This window comes from Pseudomonas lyxosi, from assembly GCF_047758685.1.
Classification (GTDB): Bacteria; Pseudomonadota; Gammaproteobacteria; order Pseudomonadales; family Pseudomonadaceae; genus Aquipseudomonas; species Aquipseudomonas lyxosi.
The window spans coordinates 1,086,113-1,106,065 of sequence record NZ_CP180481.1 but is presented as its reverse complement, the minus strand read 5'-3'; the positions used below and the strand labels follow the sequence as shown (position 1 = coordinate 1,106,065).

Sequence of the window (19,953 nt, the reverse complement as noted above, 5' to 3'; positions counted from 1 at the left end):
AAGCCTGCGATCTTTTGGGGCCCTCAAGCCTTACCAGTAATCTTCCGGTACTTCTCCATCAACTGCTCTTCAGTCTCCGGATGCGCCTCGTCCAGCGGAATGCAATCCACCGGGCACACTTGCTGGCACTGAGGTTCGTCGTAGTGGCCGACGCACTGGGTGCACAGGTTAGGGTCGATCACGTAGATCTCTTCGCCCTGGGAGATGGCGGCGTTCGGGCACTCGGGTTCGCAGACGTCGCAGTTGATGCAATCGTCGGTGATGATCAGGGACATGCTAACTCCAGCCAGGGCGGAAGGCCCGGGCGCAATAAACCAATGCGCACAATTGTGCCGCATTGGCGCCCGCAGTGCACGCGGGCGCGATCAAGGGAAAAGATCGCAGCCTGCGGCAGCTCCTACTTTTTGAAGCGTTCGTTCAGGGCGTCCGCCACCACAGGGTGGACGAACTTGGTGATATCACCGCCCAGGGCTGCGATTTCACGCACCAGCGTCGAGGAAATGTACGAATAACGCTCGGACGGGGTAAGAAACAGACTTTCCACATCCGGTGCCAGCTGACGGTTCATGTTGGCCAGCTGGAATTCGTATTCGAAGTCCGATACCGCACGCAAACCACGCAGGAACACGTTGGCGTTCTTCTCTTTGGCGAAATGCGCCAGCAACGTCGAGAAGCCGACGACTTCAACGTTCGGCAGATGTTTAGTGACCTCGCGGGCCAGCGCCACACGTTGTTCCAGGGGAAACAACGGGTTTTTCTTCGGGCTGGCGGCGACGGCGATGATCACATGATCGAACAGGCGCGCGGCGCGTTCGACCAGATCGCCATGGCCCTTGGTAATAGGGTCGAAGGTACCTGGGTACAACACTCGGTTCATCGCGTCGTCCTGGCGGGAGTCCGTTGGGGAGTCGGATGGTATCGCAGCCTTCCCGGTCGGCCAAGTCGCCTTTTGGGTAAGAAAGCACTATAGACCATTGGAATATTCTCCATTTTCATGGGTTTTTCAAACGTTCGGCCAAAGAAGTTGCCAACTGCGCTGTCAGCCCGTAGACCGACAATTGCGGGTTTGCGCCAATGCTGGTGGGGAACAGCGAGCCATCATGAATCGACAGGTTGCCTAACTGATGATGCCGGCCGAGGCTGTCGGTCACCGCGTTTTTCGGGTCTTCACCCATGGCACAACCGCCCATCACATGGGCGCTGCCCAGGCGTGTGCGGTACAGCTCAAGGCTCAGGCCGTCGATCAGCGTGCGCGCTTCGGCCAGGGTTTTCACGTAGCGAGCGTCGGCGTGCATTGGCATTACCGCATTGGCACCGCCCGCGAACTGGATCTCGGCCATGCTGTGGAACGCCCGACGTAATCCGTCCCAGGCATAGGGTGAAACCTGATAGTCGAGCACCGGCGTGCCGTCACCGCGCAACTCGACGCTGCCGCCGGGGCTGTCCGGGTGGAAACCGTCCCGCAGCAAGGCCAGCATGGCGTGGGTGTGGGGCAGTTTTTCCATGTGTTGGGCGTTTTCCTTGCCGAAACCGCCGAGCAGGGTCGTGGCCAGTGCCGGATGCAGCGGCGGTACTTCGAGTTTGTAAGACATTTTCCCGGTGGTGCCGTCCGGCCATTGGAAATGGTCGGAATAGATCGACTGTGGCGCACCATAAAACGGGTTGATCACTTCGTCGAACAGCCCGGCCGACATGTTCACCAAGTGTAGAAAAGTCCGTTTACCCAGCCGTTTGTGCGGATCCGGCGCCTCGGAGCGCATGAGCAGCGCCGGGCTGTTGATCCCGCCACCGGCCAGTACGTAATGCCGCGCCTTGACCGTGATCGTGTGTCCGGTAGGCGCGACGCAGCGGTCGTCCATCGCTACGCAATGCAAGCCCGTGACCTTGTCGCCGCTGATCAAGAGCTTTTCGGCGCGAGCCAGATAGAGCAATTCGCCGCCTTTTTCCAGGGTTGCCGGGATGGTCGTGACCAGCATCGATTGCTTGGCGTTGGTCGGGCAGCCCATGCCGCAATAGCCCAGGTTCCAACAGCCACGCACGTTGCGCGGGATCACATGCCAGGCGTAGCCGAGTTTTTCGCAGCCTTTGCGGATCACGTCGTTGTTGGCGTTGGGCGGGATCATCCAGGGGGCGACGCCCAGGCGCTGCTCCATTTTCTCGAACCACGGCGCCATCTCGGTCGGCGTGTGGCCTTTGACGTCGTGTTCCTTGGCCCAGTGGTCGAGGGTCGGGTCCGGCGTGCGAAAGCTTGAGGTCCAATTGATCAGCGTGGTGCCGCCCACCGCCCGGCCCTGAAGGATGGTGATCGCGCCGTCCTTGCTCATGCGGCCGATACCTTCCTGATAGAGGCTGGTGTAGGCCTGGTCTTCGAGCATCTTGAAGTCGCTGCTGGTCTTGAGCGGGCCTTCCTCGATCAGTAATACCTTGTAGCCCGCGGCGCTGAGGATTTCGGCGGTGGTGCCGCCGCCCGCGCCGCTGCCGATAATTGCCACGTCCGCTTCGAGGGTCAGGTCCTGGGTCAGTTGTGAACCGTTATAGGTTTTCCAGCCACGGGCCAGGCCTTCGCGGAACGGATCGGGTACGGGCATCTTCAGTTCTCTTTTTATTATTGGAGGTGTGGGCGGGCCGATCTCAAACGGTAGGCGGCCCGGGATACCCGCAATGCGCCCATGATTCCGCCCGGCTGTACCACGCCATCATCACCACTTGCAGCAGCGAGCTGTGGCCCATGCGCAGAAGACTTAACGAGCTGTTTTCCCAGCGATCGAGAAAGTGCCGGATCTCGTCGGCACTGGCGTTTTCCCAGCTGCCCCAGATCCCGGTCAGTGGGCCGCGGGTGATGCTCATTCCCAGTACATCGAACAACTGCCGGGTCAGCTTGAGCATTTCCGGCGACAGATGATTCAGACCGTTATCCAGGCAGTGCAGGGTTTCACCGACGGCCGTCGGCATTTTTTTGACGGCCACAGCGCCGTCGAGCATCACCGGAATCAGTGCTCGCAAAAACAGCAAGTCACCGCTGCGCAGAATCGCGAAACCCTTGGCCGGCACGCTCGATGAGCAGCCGCTGAGGCTCGCGCCCAAACCGGCGGTGGCGAGAAAAGCGCTGGCTCCCAGGCTGAACTTAAGCAAGCCGCGCCGTGACAGCGCGGGTGTATCGGACAGACTTGGGCTCATTATTGTTATTACCCGAAGGGGATGATCGTTAGCGGATAAACAGCTTCTGAATCAGCTTCTGTATGGATTTTCCGTACGGCGGGTAGATCAATTTCGCCGCATTGAACCGCTGTTTGATCAGCACACCTTTGGCTTTGCTGAACGTCAGGAAACCTTCGTGGCCGTGGTAATGGCCCATGCCCGAGGCGCCGATCCCGCCGAATGGCATATCGTCCTGAGCGACGTGCAGCAGGGTGTCGTTCAGGCACACGCCACCGGAATGGGTTTCGTGAAGTACGCGGTGTTGCTCACGCTTGTCGTAGCCGAAGTAATACAGGGCCAGTGGACGAGGTCGTTCATTGATATAGGCAAAAGCCTGATCCAGATCCTTGTAGGGAACGATCGGCAACAGCGGGCCGAAGATTTCGTCCTGCATCACCATCATGTCGTTGCTGACGTTGAGCAGCAGGCTGTGGCTCATGCGACGCCCCTGGCCCTTGTCGAACAATGAAATCAGCAGCGCGCCCTTGCTGGTGGCGTCGCTGATGTAGCCGTTGAGGCGCGCCAATTGCCGGTCATTGATGATCGCGGTGTAGTCCGGGTTGTCGGTCAGGGTCGGATAAAACCCGCGAACTGCCTGGCGATAGGCTTCGACGAACGCTCCGACGCGATCTTCCGGCACCAGCACATAGTCCGGGGCCACGCAGGTCTGCCCGGCGTTGAGCGTCTTGCCGAAGGCGATGCGTTCGGCAGCGTCCTTGAGCGGCACGTCGCGGGACACGATGGCCGGGGATTTACCGCCGAGTTCGAGGGTCACCGGGGTCAGGTTCTCAGCCGCCGCACGCATCACGTGTTTGCCGATGCTGGTGGCGCCGGTGAACAGCAGGTGATCGAAACGCAACCTGGAGAACGCGACACCGATATCGGCTTCGCCCAGTACCACGCAGACCAGGTCTTGCGGGAAGATTCGGCCCAGCAGTTCCTTGAGCAACAAACCGGTGGCGGGGGTCGATTCGCTGAGCTTGAGCATCACCCGATTGCCTGCCGACAACGCGCCGACCAATGGCCCGATGGCCAAATAAAGCGGGTAGTTCCACGGCACGATCACCCCGACCACACCCAACGGTTGATAAATGACTTTGGCCGCCGCAGGTTGAAAGGCAACCCCGACCTTGCGCTTCGACGCCTTCATCCAGCCTTTGAGGTGCTGACTGGCGTAGTGAATGCCGTGCAGGCTGGGCATCAGTTCGGCGAGCAGGGTTTCATCAGCGCTGCGATGGCTGAAATCCTGGCTGATGGCATCGATCAATGCCTGACGCTCATTGCTCAACAGATCGCGCAGGGCTTTTAGCCATTGCTGGCGCTGTGCGGCGGGCGGCATCGGATTGGCGGCATACGCCGCGCGTTGAGCGTCGAACAGGGTCTGGAGCTCTTCCAGAGGCTGCTGCAGGTTCTGCAGGTAGGCGATGTCAGCAGTCATGGTCGGCTCCGGATTTATTGTAATGAGGGACTATTTAGAGTCCATGCTCTAGAAAGTCAAATGACATCCTGGCGCAGCTTTGTTTTATCCACCCGCGGATAGGTCGTAAGATGCCGGTCAACGCACTTTGAATTAAAGCCCAAGCCATGGCCCCTCGGATCAAAACCAGCGAGCGCATCGTGCAGAACAGCCTGGAGCTGTTCAATCAGCAGGGTGAGCGCAGCATCAGCACCAACCACATTGCTGCCCACATGGAAATTTCCCCGGGCAACCTGTACTACCACTTCCCCAACAAGCAGGCGATCATCGCCGTGCTGTTCAGTGAGTACGAAAGCCTGGTGGACAGCTTTCTGCGCCCGCCCCAGGGCCGTGCCGCCACGGTCGAAGACAAGCGCTTCTACCTTCAGGAATTGCTGGCCGCCATGTGGCGCTACCGGTTTTTGCACCGCGATCTGGAGCACCTGCTCGACAGTGACCCGGAGCTGGCCGCCCGTTATCGGCGCTTTTCCCAACGCTGCCTGATCCATGGCACGCACATCTACGCGGGCTTCGTCGAGGCCGGCATCCTGCAAATGGACAAGGTTCAGATCGAATCCCTGACGCTCAATGCCTGGATCATCCTGACGTCCTGGGTGCGTTTTCTCTGCACCACGCGTGAAAATTCCAATCACCTGAGCGAGCGGGCCATTAAACGTGGTGTATATCAGGTGCTGGTGCTTGAGGCCGGTTTTGTCACGGATCAGTCTCGCGAGGCGGTGAATGCGCTGTTCGAGGAGTTTTACGTGCCGCTGGCCCAAGCGCTGGAAGAAGTGCAGTAGGATTCAAAACAGACTTAATCACAGGAGCCCGTTATGCCCATTGCGCAACTGATCAGCCCGCAAGCGTTGGACCTGAAAAAGGAGCAGCCGGGGCTGGTGATTCTGGATTGTCGTTTTGCCCTCGAAGACCCGGATTACGGTCAGCGCAGCTATGCCGAAGGGCATATTGCCGGGTCGAGCTTTGCCGATCTTGAGCGTGATTTGAGCGGGACAGTGGTCAAGGGTGTGACCGGGCGCCATCCGTTGCCTGAACCTGAAGACTTGATCGAACGTCTGCAAGCCTGGGGCGTCAACGCCGACAGCGATGTGATTTTGTACGACGACGGTCCGGGTGCCTACGCGGCGCGGGCCTGGTGGTTACTGGCCTGGCTGGGCAAACGTGACGGCGTGTTCATCCTCGATGGCGGGCTCAAGGCCTGGCACGCGGCCGGTTTGCCCCTGAGTCTTGATGCGCCGCAGATTGAACGGGGCACCTTCACAGGGACACCGGACAACGCGCTGATCTTGAGCGCCGAACAGCTCCAGCAACGTCTCGGTCAGCCCGCACTGACCCTGCTCGATGCCCGCGGCTTGCCGCGTTTCAAGGGCGAAGTAGAGCCGATCGACCCGATTGCCGGACACATCCCCGGCGCGCAATGTGCAGCGTTCACCGACAACCTGGGCAGCGACGGGCGTTTTCTGCCGGCCGATCAGCTCAAACAGCGTTTTGCCGAGAAGCTCGGTGATCGTTCGCCGACCGATCTGGTGGCGTACTGCGGTTCTGGCGTGACGGCCTGTCACAACCTGTTCGCGCTGTGCCTGGCGGGTTATCCGTTGGGAACGTTGTATGCCGGTTCATGGAGCGAGTGGATCAACGATCCTGCGCGGGGCGTCGCCAAGGGCGAGTAATCTCCTCAGAACAGCCGGGCGCTGCGATACGCGCCCGGTCCCACGCCGTAAACCTGCTTGAATTGCCGACTCAGATGACTCTGGTCAGCAAACCCCAACTGCGTCGCCACTTCCAGCGGCAGGCAACCGCTCTGTAACAGCGCCCGCGCCCGGGCGATGCGCTGCTGCATCAGCCAGGTGTGCGGCGGCATGCCCGTGGCGCGGCGGAACACCCGGGCGAAGTGGAAGGGTGAAAGGTTGACCGCCGCTGCCAGTTCTTCCAGCGAAGGCGGCGTCGCCAGTTGTGCTTGCAGCAAATCCTTGGCCAGTGTCACCGCCCGATGTTCCTTGCCCGGCTTGCCGGCAACCGGCACGGCCGCGTGCCGTTGCAGCAGCGACAGCATCATTTCCCGCCAGACCGTTTGTTGTTGTAATGCAGTGGACGGACTTTCCAGTAGACGATGCAGTTGGCAGAACCCCTTCAACAGATCCGGATCGCGATACAGCGTCGCGCCAAACGCCGGCAAGTTGTTGGTCGGCAGTTCCAGCTCCGCCAACAGCGAGAGAATCTGACCGCTGTCCGGATAGAACGCTCGATACAACCAACCATCCTCCGTGCCTTTATGGCCGGTGTGCAGTTCATCCGGATTGATCAGCACCAGCGTACCGCTGCCCGCCAGGTGTTCGGCGCCACGGTAGCGATAACGCTGGGCGCCGGCCATGATCATGCCGATCACGTAACCGTCATGCACATGAGGTGCGAAACGGTGTTCGATGTAGCGTGCGGACAATAACTCGACGCCGGCCAGCGGCGCTGTTTGCCAGAATCGGATCGACTCGCCCTGATTGACGTCCATGGCCTTACTGACGACCCACGGCGGTCAGCCATTGCGGGATGCGGCGTTCCAGGTAGTAACCCGGTTGCCTGAACGAACCCTCGACGAAGCCGACATGCCCACCCTTGGTCTGTAACTCGAATTGAGTGCAGGCGGACAATTCGTCGGCGTGCGGCAGGCTATGAGGAAAGACAAACGGGTCATCGGCCGCCTGAATAATCAGGGTCGGTGTACGAATCTCGCCAAGGAAATAGCGACTCGAGGCGCGGCGATAGTAATCCTCGGCATCGACGAAACCGTTCAGCGGCGCCGTGACCCGGCCATCGAAATCCCAGAACGTGCGCATGTTTTCCAGCGAGCCCAGCGCGGCCAATGCCGCCAGTCCATCCTCGCGCCCGTCATGCTGAAACTTGCGTTGTTTGTTCTTGATGTAGGCCACCATCTCGCGCATGAAATGCGCCTGATAGACCTTGGAGAAACCCTGGCCGATACGGTCGGCGCATTGATCGAGACGAAACGGCACCGACACCGCCACCGCACCGACCACGCCACTACTGCTGCCGGATTCGCCCAAATGCTTGAGCAACACATTGCCGCCCAGGGAATAGCCGACCGCATACAACGGCGCGAGCGGTCGTTGGGCCTTCAGGTGTTTGATGGTTTCGGCCAGGTCTTCACTGGCACCGGAATGGTAGCTGCGCGGCAATAGATTCGGTTCACCCGAACAGCCGCGCCAGTTCAGTGCGACGCTGGCCCAGCCTTGGGCGCCCAGTGCTTTTTGCACCCCGGCCACGTAAGGCGAATTTGAAGAGCCGGTCAGGCCGTGCAACACCAGCACCAGTGGTGCATTGGCGCTGTGCGGGCCGTGCCAGTCGAGGTCGAGAAAGTCGCCATCCTCAAGCCACAAGCGTTCGCGCTGGCGTTCGATGTGCGTGGTTTTGCGCCACAGCGGTCCCCACAAGGTTTGCAAGTGCGGGTTGCCGAGGCCGAAGGCGGGGGTGAAACGTTCTGGCAGATGGGACACGATGGTTCTCGATGCAGCGGTGCGAGCCTCGTTTGAGGCGCGCACCTTTTTCAGGCCGGTTGATTAACCGGCAATCTCTGCCATACGTTGCCACAACGCGTAATACACCCGCCCGGATTTCTGCTCCCGGTGCAGGCGCCAGTTGCCTGGTAAGCCAAGGCTCGATGGCGCATTCTCGCTTTCAGTGTAGATCCAGGCTTCATCGGCCAGCCACTGACGCTCTTCAAGCAATGCGCAAACGCCCGGCAACAGGTTCTGGTTGAACGGCGGGTCGAGGAACACCAGGTCGTAGGCAGTCGCTGTCTGGGTTTCCAGGTAGCGCAGGGCATCGGCGGTCTGAATCTGGCCGGTGGTGCAGCGCAGCGTGCCCAGATGTTCCTTGATGCTGGCGACCGCGATGTGACTGGCGTCCAGCGCCTGACCCATGGCCGCGCCACGGGACAAGGCTTCGAGGAATAACGCGCCGCTGCCGGCGAACGGGTCTAGAACCTTGGCGCCAGCGACATACGGCGCGAGCCAGTTGAACAGGGTTTCACGCACCCGGTCCGGGGTCGGACGCAGGCCCGGGGCATCCGGGAAGCTCAGCTTCCGGCTGCCCCATTCGCCGCCGATAATGCGCAGTTGGTTCACGCCGTTATGGACGTTGTGTACGGGTTTTTTTGGACGAGTGGCCATTAATGCTCCGGAACCCCGAGCGGTTGCTCGGCAGGTTTATCAGTTGGGGCCGGTAACGGCTTTTGCGGCACGGTCGGGCCAGCGCTGACGATGACCATTTTATCCGTGCTCAAGTGTTTGTTCAGTGCGGTTTTGACCTGCTCGACCGTCAGGCTCTGGGACTCGCGCATAAAGTCATCCAGGTAACTCAGCGGCAGGCTGTAGAAACCCATGGCGCCGAGTTGGCCAACGATATCGGCGTTGCTGGCGGTGGACAGCGGGAAGCTGCCGGCCAGTTCACGCTTGGCGTCGTCGAGTTCTTTCTGGGTCGGGCCGGTTTTAAGGTAGTCGGCGAGCACGTCCTGCACCAGTTTCAGCGTGCCTTCGCTCATCTCGGCGCGGGTTTGCAGGTTGATCATGAACGGGCCGCGTGCCTGCATCGGGGTGAAGCCCGAATACACGCCATAAGTCAGGCCGCGCTTCTCGCGCACTTCGCTCATCAACCGCGTGCCGAATCCACCGCCGCCAAGAATCTGGTTACCCATGGACAGTGCCGCGTAGTCCGGGTCGTCACGGTCGATGCCCAATTGCGCGAGCATCAGGTTGGTCTGCTTGGACGGAAATTCGATGTGACCGATGCTGGCTTTCGGTTCCGCCGGTTGCGGGATTCTCGCCAGCTCAGGGCCTTTTGGCAGCGCGCTGGAGACTTGCGCAGCAATCGCCTCCGCCTCGGCACGAGACAGGTCGCCCACCAGCGCAATCACCACGTTGCCAGCCGCGTAGGCCTTCTCATGGAACGCCTTCAGTTGAGCCAGTGTGATGGCTGGAACGGTTTTCGCCGTGCCGTCGCTGGAGTGCGCGTACGGGTGATCGCCGTACAGACGGTTCATCAGCTCCAGGCTCGCGAGTTTGCCCGGGTTCTGCTTCTGGTATTCGAAACCGGCGAGCATCTGGTTCTTGATGCGCGCAAAGGAGTCGGCCGGGAAGGTCGGTTTGCCGATGACTTCAGAGAACAACTTCAGGGCCGGTTCGCGTTTGTCCGCGGCACTGAGGCTGCGCAGGGACGCCAGGGCCATGTCCTTGAATGCGCCGTTGCCAAAGTCTGCGCCCAGGCCTTCGAAGCCCTGAGCGATAGCGCCAACGTCTTTGCCGGCCACACCTTCGTTGAGCATGGCGTTGGTCAGCACGGAGAGGCCAGGTGCATCGCCGTCCTGGCTGCTGCCGGCGGCGAAGATCAGGCGCATGTCGAACATCGGCAGCTCCCGGGCTTCAACGAACAGCACCTTGGCGCCTTCGGCGGTTTTCCAGGTCTGCACGTCCAGGGTGCGGTGGCTTGGCGCCTTGCCGTCGAGTTCTGCCAGCGATTGCAGCTTCTGGCTGGCCTTGGCCTTGTCGAGGGCTTCGCTGGCCTTGGATTCGTCGGTCTTCGAGAAGTAAAACGCGGCAGACCCGATCAATGCGACAGCGATCAGGCCCATCAGGGCCAGGCGCGGTTTTTTACGCTCACTCATGAGTCGTCTCCTCTGGCAATACATGGGCGACGCTGAGACGTTCGCGGGTGAAATACAGCTTGGCGGCTTTCTGGATGTCTTCCGGGGTCACGCTTTCCAGCTCGGCGAGTTCGGTGTCCATCAGCTTCCACGACAGGCCGACAGTTTCCAGTTGGCCAATGGCGGTGGCCTGGCTGGTGATCGAGTCACGCTCGTAAACCAGGCCAGCGATGACCTGTGCGCGGACACGTTCCAGCTCTTCCGCGGACGGCGCGGTGGTTTTCAACTGTTCGAGCAGCTTCCACAGGCCAGCTTCAGCCTGGGCCATGGTTTTGTTTTTCTGGGTATTGGGTGTTGCGGACAAGGTGAACAGGCTATCACCTCGGGTATAGGCGTCGTAACTCGACGAACCGCCGGACACCAGCTCTTCGCCGCGTTCCAGTTGTGTCGGGATACGGCCGCTGTAGCCGCCGTCGAGCAGGGCCGAGATCAGGCGCAAGGCGTTGACCGAGCGTTTGTCTTCAGCGGTGGCGATGCTTGGCACGTTGAAACCCAGCATCAGGCTTGGCAGTTGGGTCTTCACGTGCAGGGTGATCTGCCGTTCGCCGGGTTCAGCCAGTTCCAGCGGGATTTTCGCCGATGGCACATCACGTTTGGCGATCGGGCCGAAATAGCGCTGGGCCAGGGTTTTGACCTCGTCAGGGGTCACGTCGCCCACCACCACCAACGTGGCGTTGTTCGGCACGTACCAGGATTGGTACCAGTGGCGCAGCTCTTCGACTTTCATGCGGTCCAGGTCAGCCATCCAGCCGATGGTCGGCGTGTGGTAACCGCTGGCCGGGTAAGCCATGGCCTTGTAGCGTTCGTAGGCCTTGGACATCGGCTTGTCGTCAGTGCGCAGGCGACGTTCTTCTTTAATGACTTCGATCTCGCGGGCGAACTCGTCGGCCGGCAGGCGCAGGCTGGCCATGCGGTCGGCTTCCAGCTCGAAGGCCACGCCCAGACGGTCGCGGGCCAGCACCTGGTAATAAGCTGTGAAGTCATCGCTGGTGAACGCGTTCTCTTCGGCACCGAGGTCGCGCAGGATCAGCGAGGCTTCACCGGGGCCGACTTTCTCGCTGCCCTTGAACATCATGTGTTCCAGGGCGTGGGACAAACCGGTCTGACCCGGGGTCTCGTAGCTAGAGCCGACCTTGTACCAGACTTGGGAAACCACCACCGGCGCACGATGGTCTTCGCGCACGACGACCTTCAGGCCGTTATCGAGGGTGAATTCGTGGGTGGGTTGTGGATCGGCAGCCAGGGCCGAGAGGGGCAGACAAACTGTGCTGAGCAGCAGGCCTGCAGCGCGGCGGGCTAGAGCATTCATTCGTTTTTAAACCTTTGGGGCTGCCCGCTTGGTCTTAGCGTCGGCGGGCGAGAGGGTGCTAGGATACTGATCCGTTTTACTGGCGGCCACGCCTATCAGGCCTTTGATCGGTCAGCAGGTTGTTTGGGTTTACGGCGGAAGCTTTGAGTTTGTCAGCTAAACTCTGCGTTTTCGCCGACGATGCCGTTCCAGTCCTTCGTATTAGTCGACCTTTGAGGTGCTGTTTGCACCTCGACAAAATGTTGCGCGTGAACAAGCTGGGTCAATCGCAGTCTGTTCTGCATCGAATATTTATTTGCCGGGGCGCCCTTTGGCGCGTCGCTACCGTGAGATAGCCGTCATCCATGTTTGGTTCCAACGACGACAAGAAAGCCCCAGCTGCGGCTGGTGAGAAGAAAAGCCTGTTCGGATGGCTGCGCAAAAAGCCGCAGGAACCCGTCGTCGAACAGCCACAGCCACTTCCTGAGCCCACGCCTGCGCCGGTAATAGAAGAAGAGCCCGCGCCGGTTGTCTTGCCGATCGCCGAGCCGGTGCTGCAACCGGTCGCCGAGCCAGAGCCGGATGTGGTCGCCGAAGTCGTGGCCCAGGTGCCGCTCACGCCCGTTGCCGAGCCATGGCTGACGTTGCCAGTGGCGGAAGAACCGGTGGCATTGGTCGTAGATGAGCTGGCACCGCACATTACACCGCCGATTCCAGCACCGACCGCGTTTGCTCCTGAGCCCGTTCAAGCGCCAGTGGTTGAGCCGGTTGTCGCGCCAGTGGTGGTGGCCGAGCCTGAACCGGTTGTTCCAGAACCTGTGGTGCCCGCATTCGTTGCCCCGGTTGCTCCGGTTGCTCCGGTTGTTCAAGCGCCGGCACCGGTCGTCGCTCCCGTCGCTCCCGTTATCGCCGCACCTGTCGTTCCCGTCGAAGCGCCTGCCGAGCCCGCGCGTACCGAAGAAACCAAAGCCGGTTTCTTTGCGCGCCTGAAACAAGGCTTGTCCAAGACCAGCGCCAGCATCGGCGAAGGCATGGCCAGCCTGTTCCTGGGCAAGAAGATCATCGATGACGAGCTGCTCGAAGACATCGAAACCCGCCTGCTGACCGCCGACGTTGGCGTCGAGGCGACTTCGGTGATCATTCAGCGTCTGACCCAGAAGGTCGCCCGCAAAGAACTGGCCGATGCCGATGCGCTGTACAAATCCCTGCAAGCGGAACTGGCGGCGATGCTCAAGCCCGTTGAGCAACCGCTGAAAATCACTTCGCAGAACAAGCCGTTCGTGATTCTGGTCGTCGGTGTCAACGGCGCCGGCAAGACCACCACCATCGGCAAACTGGCGAAGAAGCTGCAGCTCGAAGGCAAGAAAGTCATGCTCGCGGCCGGCGATACCTTCCGCGCCGCCGCCGTCGAGCAATTGCAGGTCTGGGGCGAGCGCAACAAGATCCCGGTCATCGCCCAGCACACCGGCGCTGACTCGGCTTCGGTTATCTTCGATGCCGTGCAAGCCGCCAAGGCCCGTGGCATCGACGTGTTGATCGCCGACACCGCCGGTCGTTTGCATACCAAAGACAATTTGATGGAAGAGCTGAAAAAGGTTCGCCGGGTTATCAGCAAACTCGACGCCGACGCGCCTCACGAGGTGCTGTTGGTGCTCGATGCCGGTACGGGCCAGAACGCGATCAGCCAGGCCAAACAATTCAACCAGACCGTCGAACTGACCGGCCTGGCGCTGACCAAGCTCGATGGCACCGCCAAAGGCGGGGTGATTTTCGCCCTCGCCAAGCAGTTTGGCCTGCCGATTCGCTACATCGGCGTCGGTGAAGGCATCGATGATTTGCGTACTTTTGAAGCAGAACCCTTTGTCCAGGCATTGTTTGCCGAGCGGGAGCGTTCATGATTCGTTTCGAACAGGTCGGTAAGCGCTACCCGAACGGTCACGTCGGCTTGCATGAGCTGAGCTTTCGAGTCCGTCGGGGCGAGTTCTTGTTTGTGACCGGCCACTCTGGCGCTGGTAAAAGCACCTTGTTGCGCCTGCTGCTGGCGATGGAGCGTCCGACCACAGGCAAATTGCTGCTGGCCGGGCAAGACCTGAGCACCATCAGCAACGCGCAGATTCCTTACCTGCGCCGGCAGATCGGCGTGGTGTTCCAGAATCACCAACTGCTGTTCGATCGCACGGTGTTCAACAACATCGCACTGCCCTTGCAGATCCTTGGGCTGTCCAAGGCCGAGATCGCCAAGCGCGTGGATTCGGCACTGGAGCGCGTAGCGCTGTCGGACAAGACCGATTTGTACCCCGGCGACCTGTCCACCGGTCAGCAACAGCGCGTCGGCATCGCCCGCGCCATCGTTCACCGCCCGGCCTTGCTGCTGGCGGACGAACCGACCGGTAACCTCGATCCCCGTCTGGCGGCAGAAATCATGGGCGTGTTCGAAGACATCAACCGTTTGGGCACCAGCGTGTTGATTGCCAGTCACGACTTGGCACTGATCGCCCGCATGCGCCACCGCATGCTGACGTTGCAACGCGGTCGATTGATCGGCGACGGGGAGGCTGGCGTATGAGTGCGACACGCAGCCCCAAGGTTTCCGAGCGCGTGGCCCCAAAGGCTGCCGATCAGCAACCGCAGAAGAAAAAACGCGACGATGATGACGGCCCGGATTTCGCCACACTGTTTCGTGCCTGGGTCGAGAGTCATCGTGCCAGCTTGCTCGATAGCTTGCGTCGTTTGGGCAAGCAGCCCATCGGCAGCTTCTTCACCTGCATGGTGATGGCGGTTGCCCTGAGTTTGCCGATGGGCCTGTCACTTTTGCTAAGTAACGTCGAGCGTCTCGGCGGGTCTTGGCAGCGTGCGGCGCAGATTTCCCTGTACCTGCAAATCGAGGCCAGCCCTGCTGAAGGCGAGTCGTTGCGCGAGCAGATCAAAGGCATGCCTGGCGTAGCTGATGCTGAGTATGTCGGCCGCGATCAGGCGCTGGAAGAGTTCCAGCAGCAGTCCGGTCTGGGCGAGGCGCTCAAGGAGCTGCCGGAAAACCCGCTGCCGGGCGTGGTTCTGGTGACTCCGAACGAAGTCGACAAGCCCGCGCTTGAAGCATTACGACAAAAACTTTCCGAGTTACCCAAGGTACAACAGGCGCAACTTGATCTAGTCTGGGTCGAGCGTCTGGCAGCCATCCTCAAGCTGGGTGACCGTTTTGTCTTCGGTCTGACCGTGCTTCTGGTTTCTGCATTACTTTTGGTGATAGGCAATACCATTCGTCTTCATATTGAAAACCGCCGCACAGAGATAGAAGTGATTAAACTCGTCGGCGGTACTGACAGCTATGTGCGCAGGCCCTTTCTGTATATGGGTGCGCTTTATGGCTTCGGTGCGGGGATTCTTTCCTGGGGCGTATTGGCGTTCGGCCTTGATTGGCTGAACGACGCGGTGGTTGGGCTGGCCGGTCTGTATGGCAGTGATTTTGCGCTGGCCGGAGTGCCAGTTGCCGACGGTCTGTCTCTCTTGCTTGGCGCGGTGCTGTTGGGGTATATCGGTGCATGGATTGCAGTCGCACGCCACCTGAGGGAGCTTGCGCCTAAGTAGTATCATTTTGCTCGTATTGACCTTTCAGCGTTTATGGGAACTTGTCTTTCGGTTTCCGGTCAATTTTCGCAGTGCTGAACTGCACGAGTTATGTAAGTCGGAGGTTTTTTCGTATGACCAATTCTTTGCAACCTGCATATGCTCTGGTCCCGGGTGCGAACCTGGAGGCCTATGTGCACACCGTGAACAGCATTCCATTGCTGACGCCGGAGCAGGAGCGTGAACTGGCCGAGAGTCTCTATTATGAGCAGGATTTGGGGGCGGCTCGGCAGATGGTGCTCGCCCACCTGCGTTTTGTCGTACATATCGCCCGTAGCTATTCCGGCTACGGTCTGGCTCAGGCTGACCTGATCCAGGAAGGCAACGTCGGCCTGATGAAGGCCGTGAAACGCTTCAACCCGGAAATGGGTGTGCGTCTGGTTTCATTCGCTGTGCACTGGATCAAGGCGGAAATCCACGAGTTCATCCTGCGCAACTGGCGGATCGTGAAAGTCGCGACCACCAAGGCCCAGCGCAAGCTGTTCTTCAACCTGCGCAGCCAGAAGAAGCGTCTGGCGTGGCTGAACAACGAGGAAGTCCATCGTGTGGCGGAAAGCCTCGGTGTAGAGCCTCGGGAAGTGCGTGAGATGGAAAGTCGCCTGACCGGCCATGACATGGCCTTCGACCCGGCCGCGGAAGCGGACGACGACAGTGCTTTCCAATCGCCAGCCAACTATCTGGAAGACCACCGGTACGACCCGGCCCGTCAACTGGAAGATGCTGACTGGAGCGACAACTCGAACCACAACCTGCACGAAGCGCTTGAAGTGCTGGACGACCGCAGTCGTGACATCCTCTACCAGCGCTGGCTGGCGGAAGAAAAAGCCACGCTGCACGACCTGGCGCAGAAGTACAACGTGTCGGCCGAGCGTATTCGTCAGCTCGAGAAGAGCGCGATGAACAAGCTCAAGTTGTCGATCGCCGCATAACCTACGAACTGGCAATAAAAAACGCCCCGATCATTGATCGGGGCGTTTTTGTTTGTGCTCAACTTTCTGCGTCACTCTGGTCCCCTGTGGGAGCGAGCTTGCTCGCGATAGCGTTGGGTCAGCCGCTATAAATGTTGAATGATCTACCGTTATCGCGAGCAAGCTCGCTCCCACAGGGGATCTTCAGTGATCAGGTGAATCGCGTTCAATCACTGCGCCCAAGGCGCGCGGCGTGAATCATTGATCCCTACAAGGTAGCTATCGCCACCGAGCTGACTCATCTGCTGTCGAATCCATCCCGCTCGCCGTGCGACGTAGTTAGTCGGATGACTGGCACTCCACACTCGCGGGTTAGGCAGCACCGCCGCCAGCAAACTGGCCTGCTGCCGGGACAGCGAGCGAGCGCCGACGCCAAAGTGATGCCTGGCGGCTGCTTCAGCGCCAAACACACCGTCATCCCACTCGACACTGTTGAGGTACACCTCAAGAATTCGCTGCTTGGGCCAGAACACTTCGATCAGCCCGGTAAACCAGGCTTCCAGGCCTTTGCGCAACCAGCTGCGGCCGGACCACAGAAACAGATTTTTTGAGACCTGCTGGCTCAGGGTGCTGGCGCCGCGAATCGTTCCACCGAGCTCGTTGTGGGCCAGTGCGGCCTGGATCGCGCCAAAGTCAAAACCCCAATGCTCCGGGAATTTCTGATCTTCGCCGGCAATCACCGCGACTTTCAGGTCGTCAGAGATTTCATCCCAGGGTTTCCAGGTGCGTTGCAGATCGATGGGCTCGCCGTCGAACCAGGATTCGACCTTGCGCTCGACCATCAACGCGGTTCCCGGTGGCGGTACCACGCGAAAGATCAGCACCAGCAGTACGCTGCCACCGGCGAACCAGAGCAGGGCCTTCGTGAATCGTCGCAAAAATAAACGCAGCATAGAGATGGCTTGGCCGAACCCGTTGAGCGGGCCATTATACAGACCCTGTGGATCGAGTCTGACTGGAGTTCTTCATGCTGCGTGGCTTTCTGATGCTGGCCGCTTTTTTCGGCTTCACCGGGGTTGCCCTTGGCGCGTTCGCCGCCCATGGCTTGAAAAGCCGTCTGACGCCGGAGTACCTGGCGATTTTCCACACCGGCGTGACCTACCAATTGGTGCACACCTTGGCCTTGTTGGGCGTTGCGCTGCTGGCTACGCAGATTCCCGGTCGACTGATAACGTGGGCAGGTGCATCGTTTGTCGTGGGTATCCTGCTGTTTTCCGGCAGTCTGTACCTGTTGACCATAACTGGCGTCAGCAAGCTTGGGATCATCACCCCCTTCGGCGGGTTGGCATTTCTGGTCGGCTGGTTGTGCCTGGGGCTTGCCGCCTGGCGGTTGAGCTGACCGAGCAGTCCATTTCATGACGAATGGCTTGGGTCGCCAAGACTGATCGGGCTAGAATGCCAGCCCCTAAAAATGATGGCGGCATTCGGCATGCGCATTCAGTTGAACGGCGAATCCCTTGAACTGCCCGACGGTGAAACCGTTGCGGCCCTGCTGACCCGTCTGGAACTGACCGGGCGCCGGGTGGCGGTCGAGCTCAATCTGGATATCGTCCCGCGCAGCCAGCACGCAGAAACCACGCTGAACGACGGCGATTCCGTCGAAGTGGTACACGCCATCGGCGGCGGCTAGTCGTCCGGCCCTCAAGGGCACAGAATTCTGCAAGAACCTCACCCCTACAGAGGATTTCCCATGAGCATCGTTCGTAGCGACAAGCCTTTCGTCCTGGCCGGTCGTACTTACCAGTCGCGTTTGCTGGTAGGTACCGGCAAGTACCGCGACATGGAAGAAACCCGCCTGGCCATCGAAGCCTCGGGTGCCGAGATCGTCACCTTCGCCGTGCGCCGCACCAACCTCGGCCAGAACCCGGGCGAACCGAACCTGCTCGAAGTCCTGTCGCCGGATCGCTACACCTTCCTGCCGAACACCGCCGGTTGCTTCGACGCTACCGAGGCTGTGCGCACCTGCCGCCTGGCCCGTGAGCTGCTCGGCGGCCACAACCTGGTGAAGCTGGAAGTGCTGGCGGACCAAAAAACCCTGTTCCCCAACGTGATCGAAACCCTCAAGGCCGCCGAAGTGCTGGTCAAGGAAGGTTTCGACGTGATGGTCTACACCAGCGATGACCCGATCATCGCCCGTCAACTGGCGGAAATTGGTGTTATCGCGGTGATGCCGCTGGCCGGTCTGATCGGCACGGGCCTGGGGATCTGCAACCCGTACAACCTGCAGATCATCCTCGAAGAAGCCAAGATTCCTGTGCTGGTGGACGCCGGTGTCGGTACCGCCTCCGACGCCACCATCGCTATGGAACTGGGTTGCGCAGCGGTGCTGATGAACTCGGCCATCGCCCACGCCCAGCAGCCGATCATGATGGCTGAAGCCATGAAGCACGCCATCGTTGCAGGTCGTCTGGCCTACCTCGCTGGCCGCATGCCGAAAAAACTCTATGCCAGCGCCTCCTCGCCGCTGGATGGTCTGATCAAGTAAGAGCCATTGATGACTGAATCAAACGAAACGCCTATCCAGCCGGAAGAAGGCGAAGAGCGCCAACACCGCCGCATCAAGAGTTTTGTGATGCGCGCCGGGCGCATGACCGAAGGCCAGCAAAAAGGTCTGGAGCAGGGCACGCCGCTGTTCGTGTTGCCTCTGGCCGATGCGCCGGTGGACTTCGATCAGGTGTTCGGTCGTTCGGCGCCGCGCTCGCTGGAAATCGGTTTTGGCATGGGCCATTCGCTGCTGGAAATGGCCGCTGCCTCGCCGGAGCAGGATTTCATCGGCGTGGAAGTTCACCGTCCGGGTGTTGGCGCGCTGCTCAATGGCGTGCTCACTCAGGGCCTGACCAACCTGCGGGTCTACGATTGCGATGCGATCGAAGTGCTCAACCGCTGTGTGGCCGACAACAGCCTCGATCGCCTGATGCTGTTTTTCCCGGACCCATGGCACAAGAGCCGCCACCACAAGCGTCGTATCGTTCAGGCATCGTTCGCCGAGCTGGTGCGCAGCAAGTTGAAGGTCGGCGGTGTGCTGCACATGGCCACTGACTGGGAACCGTACGCCGAGTACATGCTGGAAGTGATGAACGTTGCGCCGGGTTACCGCAACCTGGCCGAAGACGGCAAATGCGTCCCGCGCCCGGTCGAGCGCCCGATCACCAAGTTCGAACGCCGCGGCGAACGTCTTGGGCATGGCGTGTGGGATTTGAAGTTCGAAAAACAGTCCTAAGCCCTAACGCAATAAAAAACTGTGGGAGCGAGCTTGCTCGCGATGAGGCCATCACATTCAACATCTATGTTGACTGTTAAGCCGCCATCGCGAGCAAGCTCGCTCCCACAGTTGTTTTCGGTTGTCGCTGAAGTCAGCGGCGGTCGGCGACGACGCCGATCAGCACCAGCACCACCAACAACACCGGCGCCAGGCTGTAGTTGTTGAACTGGCTCAGGCCTTTGATGATCCACGGCGTGGCGTAGATCAGCGCGACGCCGCTGCCTATCATGCACAGCAGGGCCATCAGTGGGACGCGCAAGGCGCCAGCGATGCTGCCCAGGCGTTGGTCGACCCAGCCTTTGATATCGGCGCCAAACAACACGAGCAGGCAGCCCACCAGTGCCAGAGCGATTTCAGACAGGTTGCTACGGCTCCAGCGGGACGCGGTGGCGAGCAGGTCGAGTATCAAATCCATTCGTTTTCCCT

General features: G+C 60.2%; 22 protein-coding genes. 10 read left to right on the top strand and 12 right to left on the bottom strand.

The window, feature by feature from the left end; all coding sequences use genetic code 11:
* Positions 1 to 23 precede the first annotated feature (23 nt).
* The 5 genes from ACMXYI_RS05255 to ACMXYI_RS05235 form a co-directional block, all read right to left on the bottom strand.
* The gene (locus tag ACMXYI_RS05255; protein WP_003195146.1) at positions 24 to 275 is read right to left on the bottom strand and encodes a YfhL family 4Fe-4S dicluster ferredoxin; all 252 of its coding nucleotides are present in this window, start codon (positions 273 to 275) and stop codon (positions 24 to 26) included.
* A 122-nt stretch (positions 276 to 397) separates the two neighbouring features.
* Positions 398 to 877 (bottom strand): pantetheine-phosphate adenylyltransferase, encoded by a 480-nt coding sequence (gene coaD / locus ACMXYI_RS05250; RefSeq protein ID WP_123368514.1) that lies wholly within the window; start codon positions 875 to 877, stop codon positions 398 to 400.
* 115 nt (positions 878 to 992) lie between these two features.
* Entirely contained in the window at positions 993 to 2,588 is a 1,596-nt protein-coding gene (locus ACMXYI_RS05245; RefSeq protein ID WP_415772041.1) for a GMC family oxidoreductase, read from the bottom strand.
* A 43-nt stretch (positions 2,589 to 2,631) separates the two neighbouring features.
* Entirely contained in the window at positions 2,632 to 3,177 is a 546-nt protein-coding gene (locus tag ACMXYI_RS05240; protein ID WP_415772039.1) for a twin-arginine translocation pathway signal protein, read from the bottom strand.
* A gap of 28 nt (positions 3,178 to 3,205) precedes the next feature.
* Positions 3,206 to 4,636 (bottom strand): coniferyl aldehyde dehydrogenase, encoded by a 1,431-nt coding sequence (locus ACMXYI_RS05235; RefSeq protein ID WP_415772038.1) that lies wholly within the window; start codon positions 4,634 to 4,636, stop codon positions 3,206 to 3,208.
* A 146-nt stretch (positions 4,637 to 4,782) separates the two neighbouring features.
* Here ACMXYI_RS05235 and ACMXYI_RS05230 point away from each other — a divergent pair, with 146 nt between their 5' ends.
* Together ACMXYI_RS05230 and ACMXYI_RS05225 are read left to right on the top strand one after the other, a co-directional pair.
* A complete protein-coding gene (locus tag ACMXYI_RS05230; protein ID WP_415772036.1) occupies positions 4,783 to 5,454 on the top strand; it encodes a TetR/AcrR family transcriptional regulator in 672 nt (223 codons plus the stop codon).
* A gap of 33 nt (positions 5,455 to 5,487) precedes the next feature.
* The gene (locus tag ACMXYI_RS05225) at positions 5,488 to 6,342 is read left to right on the top strand and encodes a sulfurtransferase (RefSeq protein ID WP_415772035.1); all 855 of its coding nucleotides are present in this window, start codon (positions 5,488 to 5,490) and stop codon (positions 6,340 to 6,342) included.
* 5 nt (positions 6,343 to 6,347) lie between these two features.
* Here the strand turns inward: ACMXYI_RS05225 and ACMXYI_RS05220 are convergent, their stop codons facing one another.
* The 5 genes from ACMXYI_RS05220 to ACMXYI_RS05200 all read right to left on the bottom strand — a co-directional run bounded on the left by ACMXYI_RS05220 (position 6,348) and on the right by ACMXYI_RS05200 (position 11,694).
* Complete coding sequence (locus ACMXYI_RS05220) at positions 6,348 to 7,178, bottom strand: AraC family transcriptional regulator (protein ID WP_415772033.1); 831 nt, start codon at positions 7,176 to 7,178, stop codon at positions 6,348 to 6,350.
* A gap of 4 nt (positions 7,179 to 7,182) precedes the next feature.
* Positions 7,183 to 8,181, bottom strand: coding sequence for a hydrolase (locus ACMXYI_RS05215; RefSeq protein ID WP_415772031.1), 999 nt, complete (start codon positions 8,179 to 8,181; stop codon positions 7,183 to 7,185).
* Between the two features lie 63 nt (positions 8,182 to 8,244).
* Positions 8,245 to 8,856 carry a 16S rRNA (guanine(966)-N(2))-methyltransferase RsmD gene (rsmD, locus tag ACMXYI_RS05210; RefSeq protein WP_415772030.1) on the bottom strand — a complete coding sequence of 204 codons (612 nt, stop codon included), beginning with the start codon at positions 8,854 to 8,856 and terminating at the stop codon, positions 8,245 to 8,247.
* Positions 8,856 to 10,346 carry a M16 family metallopeptidase gene (locus tag ACMXYI_RS05205; RefSeq protein ID WP_415772028.1) on the bottom strand — a complete coding sequence of 497 codons (1,491 nt, stop codon included), beginning with the start codon at positions 10,344 to 10,346 and terminating at the stop codon, positions 8,856 to 8,858. The genes rsmD and ACMXYI_RS05205 overlap by 1 nt, the downstream gene beginning before the upstream one ends.
* Complete coding sequence (locus ACMXYI_RS05200) at positions 10,339 to 11,694, bottom strand: M16 family metallopeptidase (protein ID WP_415772026.1); 1,356 nt, start codon at positions 11,692 to 11,694, stop codon at positions 10,339 to 10,341. Before ACMXYI_RS05200 ends, ACMXYI_RS05205 begins: the two co-directional genes overlap by 8 nt.
* A gap of 344 nt (positions 11,695 to 12,038) precedes the next feature.
* Here ACMXYI_RS05200 and ftsY point away from each other — a divergent pair, with 344 nt between their 5' ends.
* The 4 genes from ftsY (at position 12,039) to rpoH (ending at position 16,226) form a co-directional block, all read left to right on the top strand.
* Positions 12,039 to 13,571 carry a signal recognition particle-docking protein FtsY gene (gene ftsY / locus ACMXYI_RS05195; RefSeq protein WP_415772024.1) on the top strand — a complete coding sequence of 511 codons (1,533 nt, stop codon included), beginning with the start codon at positions 12,039 to 12,041 and terminating at the stop codon, positions 13,569 to 13,571.
* The gene (ftsE, locus tag ACMXYI_RS05190) at positions 13,568 to 14,239 is read left to right on the top strand and encodes a cell division ATP-binding protein FtsE (protein WP_008152655.1); all 672 of its coding nucleotides are present in this window, start codon (positions 13,568 to 13,570) and stop codon (positions 14,237 to 14,239) included. Before ftsY ends, ftsE begins: the two co-directional genes overlap by 4 nt.
* Positions 14,236 to 15,258: a permease-like cell division protein FtsX gene (ftsX, locus tag ACMXYI_RS05185; RefSeq protein ID WP_008152652.1), complete on the top strand. Its 1,023-nt coding sequence runs from the start codon at positions 14,236 to 14,238 to the stop codon at positions 15,256 to 15,258. Before ftsE ends, ftsX begins: the two co-directional genes overlap by 4 nt.
* 113 nt (positions 15,259 to 15,371) lie before the next feature.
* On the top strand, positions 15,372 to 16,226 hold the full coding sequence (rpoH, locus tag ACMXYI_RS05180; protein WP_007897890.1) for an RNA polymerase sigma factor RpoH: 855 nt from the start codon (positions 15,372 to 15,374) through the stop codon (positions 16,224 to 16,226).
* Between the two features lie 209 nt (positions 16,227 to 16,435).
* On the opposite strand, the gene mtgA is transcribed toward rpoH, so the two are convergent.
* Complete coding sequence (gene mtgA / locus ACMXYI_RS05175) at positions 16,436 to 17,158, bottom strand: monofunctional biosynthetic peptidoglycan transglycosylase (protein ID WP_415758746.1); 723 nt, start codon at positions 17,156 to 17,158, stop codon at positions 16,436 to 16,438.
* A 74-nt stretch (positions 17,159 to 17,232) separates the two neighbouring features.
* Here mtgA and ACMXYI_RS05170 point away from each other — a divergent pair, with 74 nt between their 5' ends.
* The 4 genes from ACMXYI_RS05170 (at position 17,233) to trmB (ending at position 19,485) form a co-directional block, all read left to right on the top strand.
* The gene (locus ACMXYI_RS05170; RefSeq protein ID WP_415772022.1) at positions 17,233 to 17,604 is read left to right on the top strand and encodes a DUF423 domain-containing protein; all 372 of its coding nucleotides are present in this window, start codon (positions 17,233 to 17,235) and stop codon (positions 17,602 to 17,604) included.
* A 90-nt stretch (positions 17,605 to 17,694) separates the two neighbouring features.
* Positions 17,695 to 17,895: a sulfur carrier protein ThiS gene (gene thiS / locus ACMXYI_RS05165; RefSeq protein WP_007897898.1), complete on the top strand. Its 201-nt coding sequence runs from the start codon at positions 17,695 to 17,697 to the stop codon at positions 17,893 to 17,895.
* A gap of 60 nt (positions 17,896 to 17,955) precedes the next feature.
* Positions 17,956 to 18,750 (top strand): thiazole synthase, encoded by a 795-nt coding sequence (locus ACMXYI_RS05160; RefSeq protein ID WP_415772021.1) that lies wholly within the window; start codon positions 17,956 to 17,958, stop codon positions 18,748 to 18,750.
* A gap of 9 nt (positions 18,751 to 18,759) precedes the next feature.
* Positions 18,760 to 19,485, top strand: coding sequence for a tRNA (guanosine(46)-N7)-methyltransferase TrmB (gene trmB, locus ACMXYI_RS05155; RefSeq protein ID WP_415772020.1), 726 nt, complete (start codon positions 18,760 to 18,762; stop codon positions 19,483 to 19,485).
* Between the two features lie 133 nt (positions 19,486 to 19,618).
* On the opposite strand, the gene ACMXYI_RS05150 is transcribed toward trmB, so the two are convergent.
* On the bottom strand, positions 19,619 to 19,942 hold the full coding sequence (locus ACMXYI_RS05150; RefSeq protein ID WP_046045220.1) for a DUF3392 domain-containing protein: 324 nt from the start codon (positions 19,940 to 19,942) through the stop codon (positions 19,619 to 19,621).
* Positions 19,943 to 19,953 lie beyond the last annotated feature (11 nt).

Coding starts and splice junctions, on each gene's coding strand:
- ACMXYI_RS05255 (WP_003195146.1), bottom strand. CDS start 275: ATGTCCCTGATCATCACCGACGATTGCATCAACTGCGACGTCTGCGAA.
- coaD (WP_123368514.1), bottom strand. CDS start 877: ATGAACCGAGTGTTGTACCCAGGTACCTTCGACCCTATTACCAAGGGC.
- ACMXYI_RS05245 (WP_415772041.1), bottom strand. CDS start 2,588: ATGCCCGTACCCGATCCGTTCCGCGAAGGCCTGGCCCGTGGCTGGAAA.
- ACMXYI_RS05240 (WP_415772039.1), bottom strand. CDS start 3,177: ATGAGCCCAAGTCTGTCCGATACACCCGCGCTGTCACGGCGCGGCTTG.
- ACMXYI_RS05235 (WP_415772038.1), bottom strand. CDS start 4,636: ATGACTGCTGACATCGCCTACCTGCAGAACCTGCAGCAGCCTCTGGAA.
- ACMXYI_RS05230 (WP_415772036.1), top strand. CDS start 4,783: ATGGCCCCTCGGATCAAAACCAGCGAGCGCATCGTGCAGAACAGCCTG.
- ACMXYI_RS05225 (WP_415772035.1), top strand. CDS start 5,488: ATGCCCATTGCGCAACTGATCAGCCCGCAAGCGTTGGACCTGAAAAAG.
- ACMXYI_RS05220 (WP_415772033.1), bottom strand. CDS start 7,178: ATGGACGTCAATCAGGGCGAGTCGATCCGATTCTGGCAAACAGCGCCG.
- rsmD (WP_415772030.1), bottom strand. CDS start 8,856: ATGGCCACTCGTCCAAAAAAACCCGTACACAACGTCCATAACGGCGTG.
- ACMXYI_RS05205 (WP_415772028.1), bottom strand. CDS start 10,346: ATGAGTGAGCGTAAAAAACCGCGCCTGGCCCTGATGGGCCTGATCGCT.
- ACMXYI_RS05200 (WP_415772026.1), bottom strand. CDS start 11,694: ATGAATGCTCTAGCCCGCCGCGCTGCAGGCCTGCTGCTCAGCACAGTT.
- ftsY (WP_415772024.1), top strand. CDS start 12,039: ATGTTTGGTTCCAACGACGACAAGAAAGCCCCAGCTGCGGCTGGTGAG.
- ftsE (WP_008152655.1), top strand. CDS start 13,568: ATGATTCGTTTCGAACAGGTCGGTAAGCGCTACCCGAACGGTCACGTC.
- ftsX (WP_008152652.1), top strand. CDS start 14,236: ATGAGTGCGACACGCAGCCCCAAGGTTTCCGAGCGCGTGGCCCCAAAG.
- rpoH (WP_007897890.1), top strand. CDS start 15,372: ATGACCAATTCTTTGCAACCTGCATATGCTCTGGTCCCGGGTGCGAAC.
- mtgA (WP_415758746.1), bottom strand. CDS start 17,158: ATGCTGCGTTTATTTTTGCGACGATTCACGAAGGCCCTGCTCTGGTTC.
- ACMXYI_RS05170 (WP_415772022.1), top strand. CDS start 17,233: ATGCTGCGTGGCTTTCTGATGCTGGCCGCTTTTTTCGGCTTCACCGGG.
- thiS (WP_007897898.1), top strand. CDS start 17,695: ATGCGCATTCAGTTGAACGGCGAATCCCTTGAACTGCCCGACGGTGAA.
- ACMXYI_RS05160 (WP_415772021.1), top strand. CDS start 17,956: ATGAGCATCGTTCGTAGCGACAAGCCTTTCGTCCTGGCCGGTCGTACT.
- trmB (WP_415772020.1), top strand. CDS start 18,760: ATGACTGAATCAAACGAAACGCCTATCCAGCCGGAAGAAGGCGAAGAG.
- ACMXYI_RS05150 (WP_046045220.1), bottom strand. CDS start 19,942: ATGGATTTGATACTCGACCTGCTCGCCACCGCGTCCCGCTGGAGCCGT.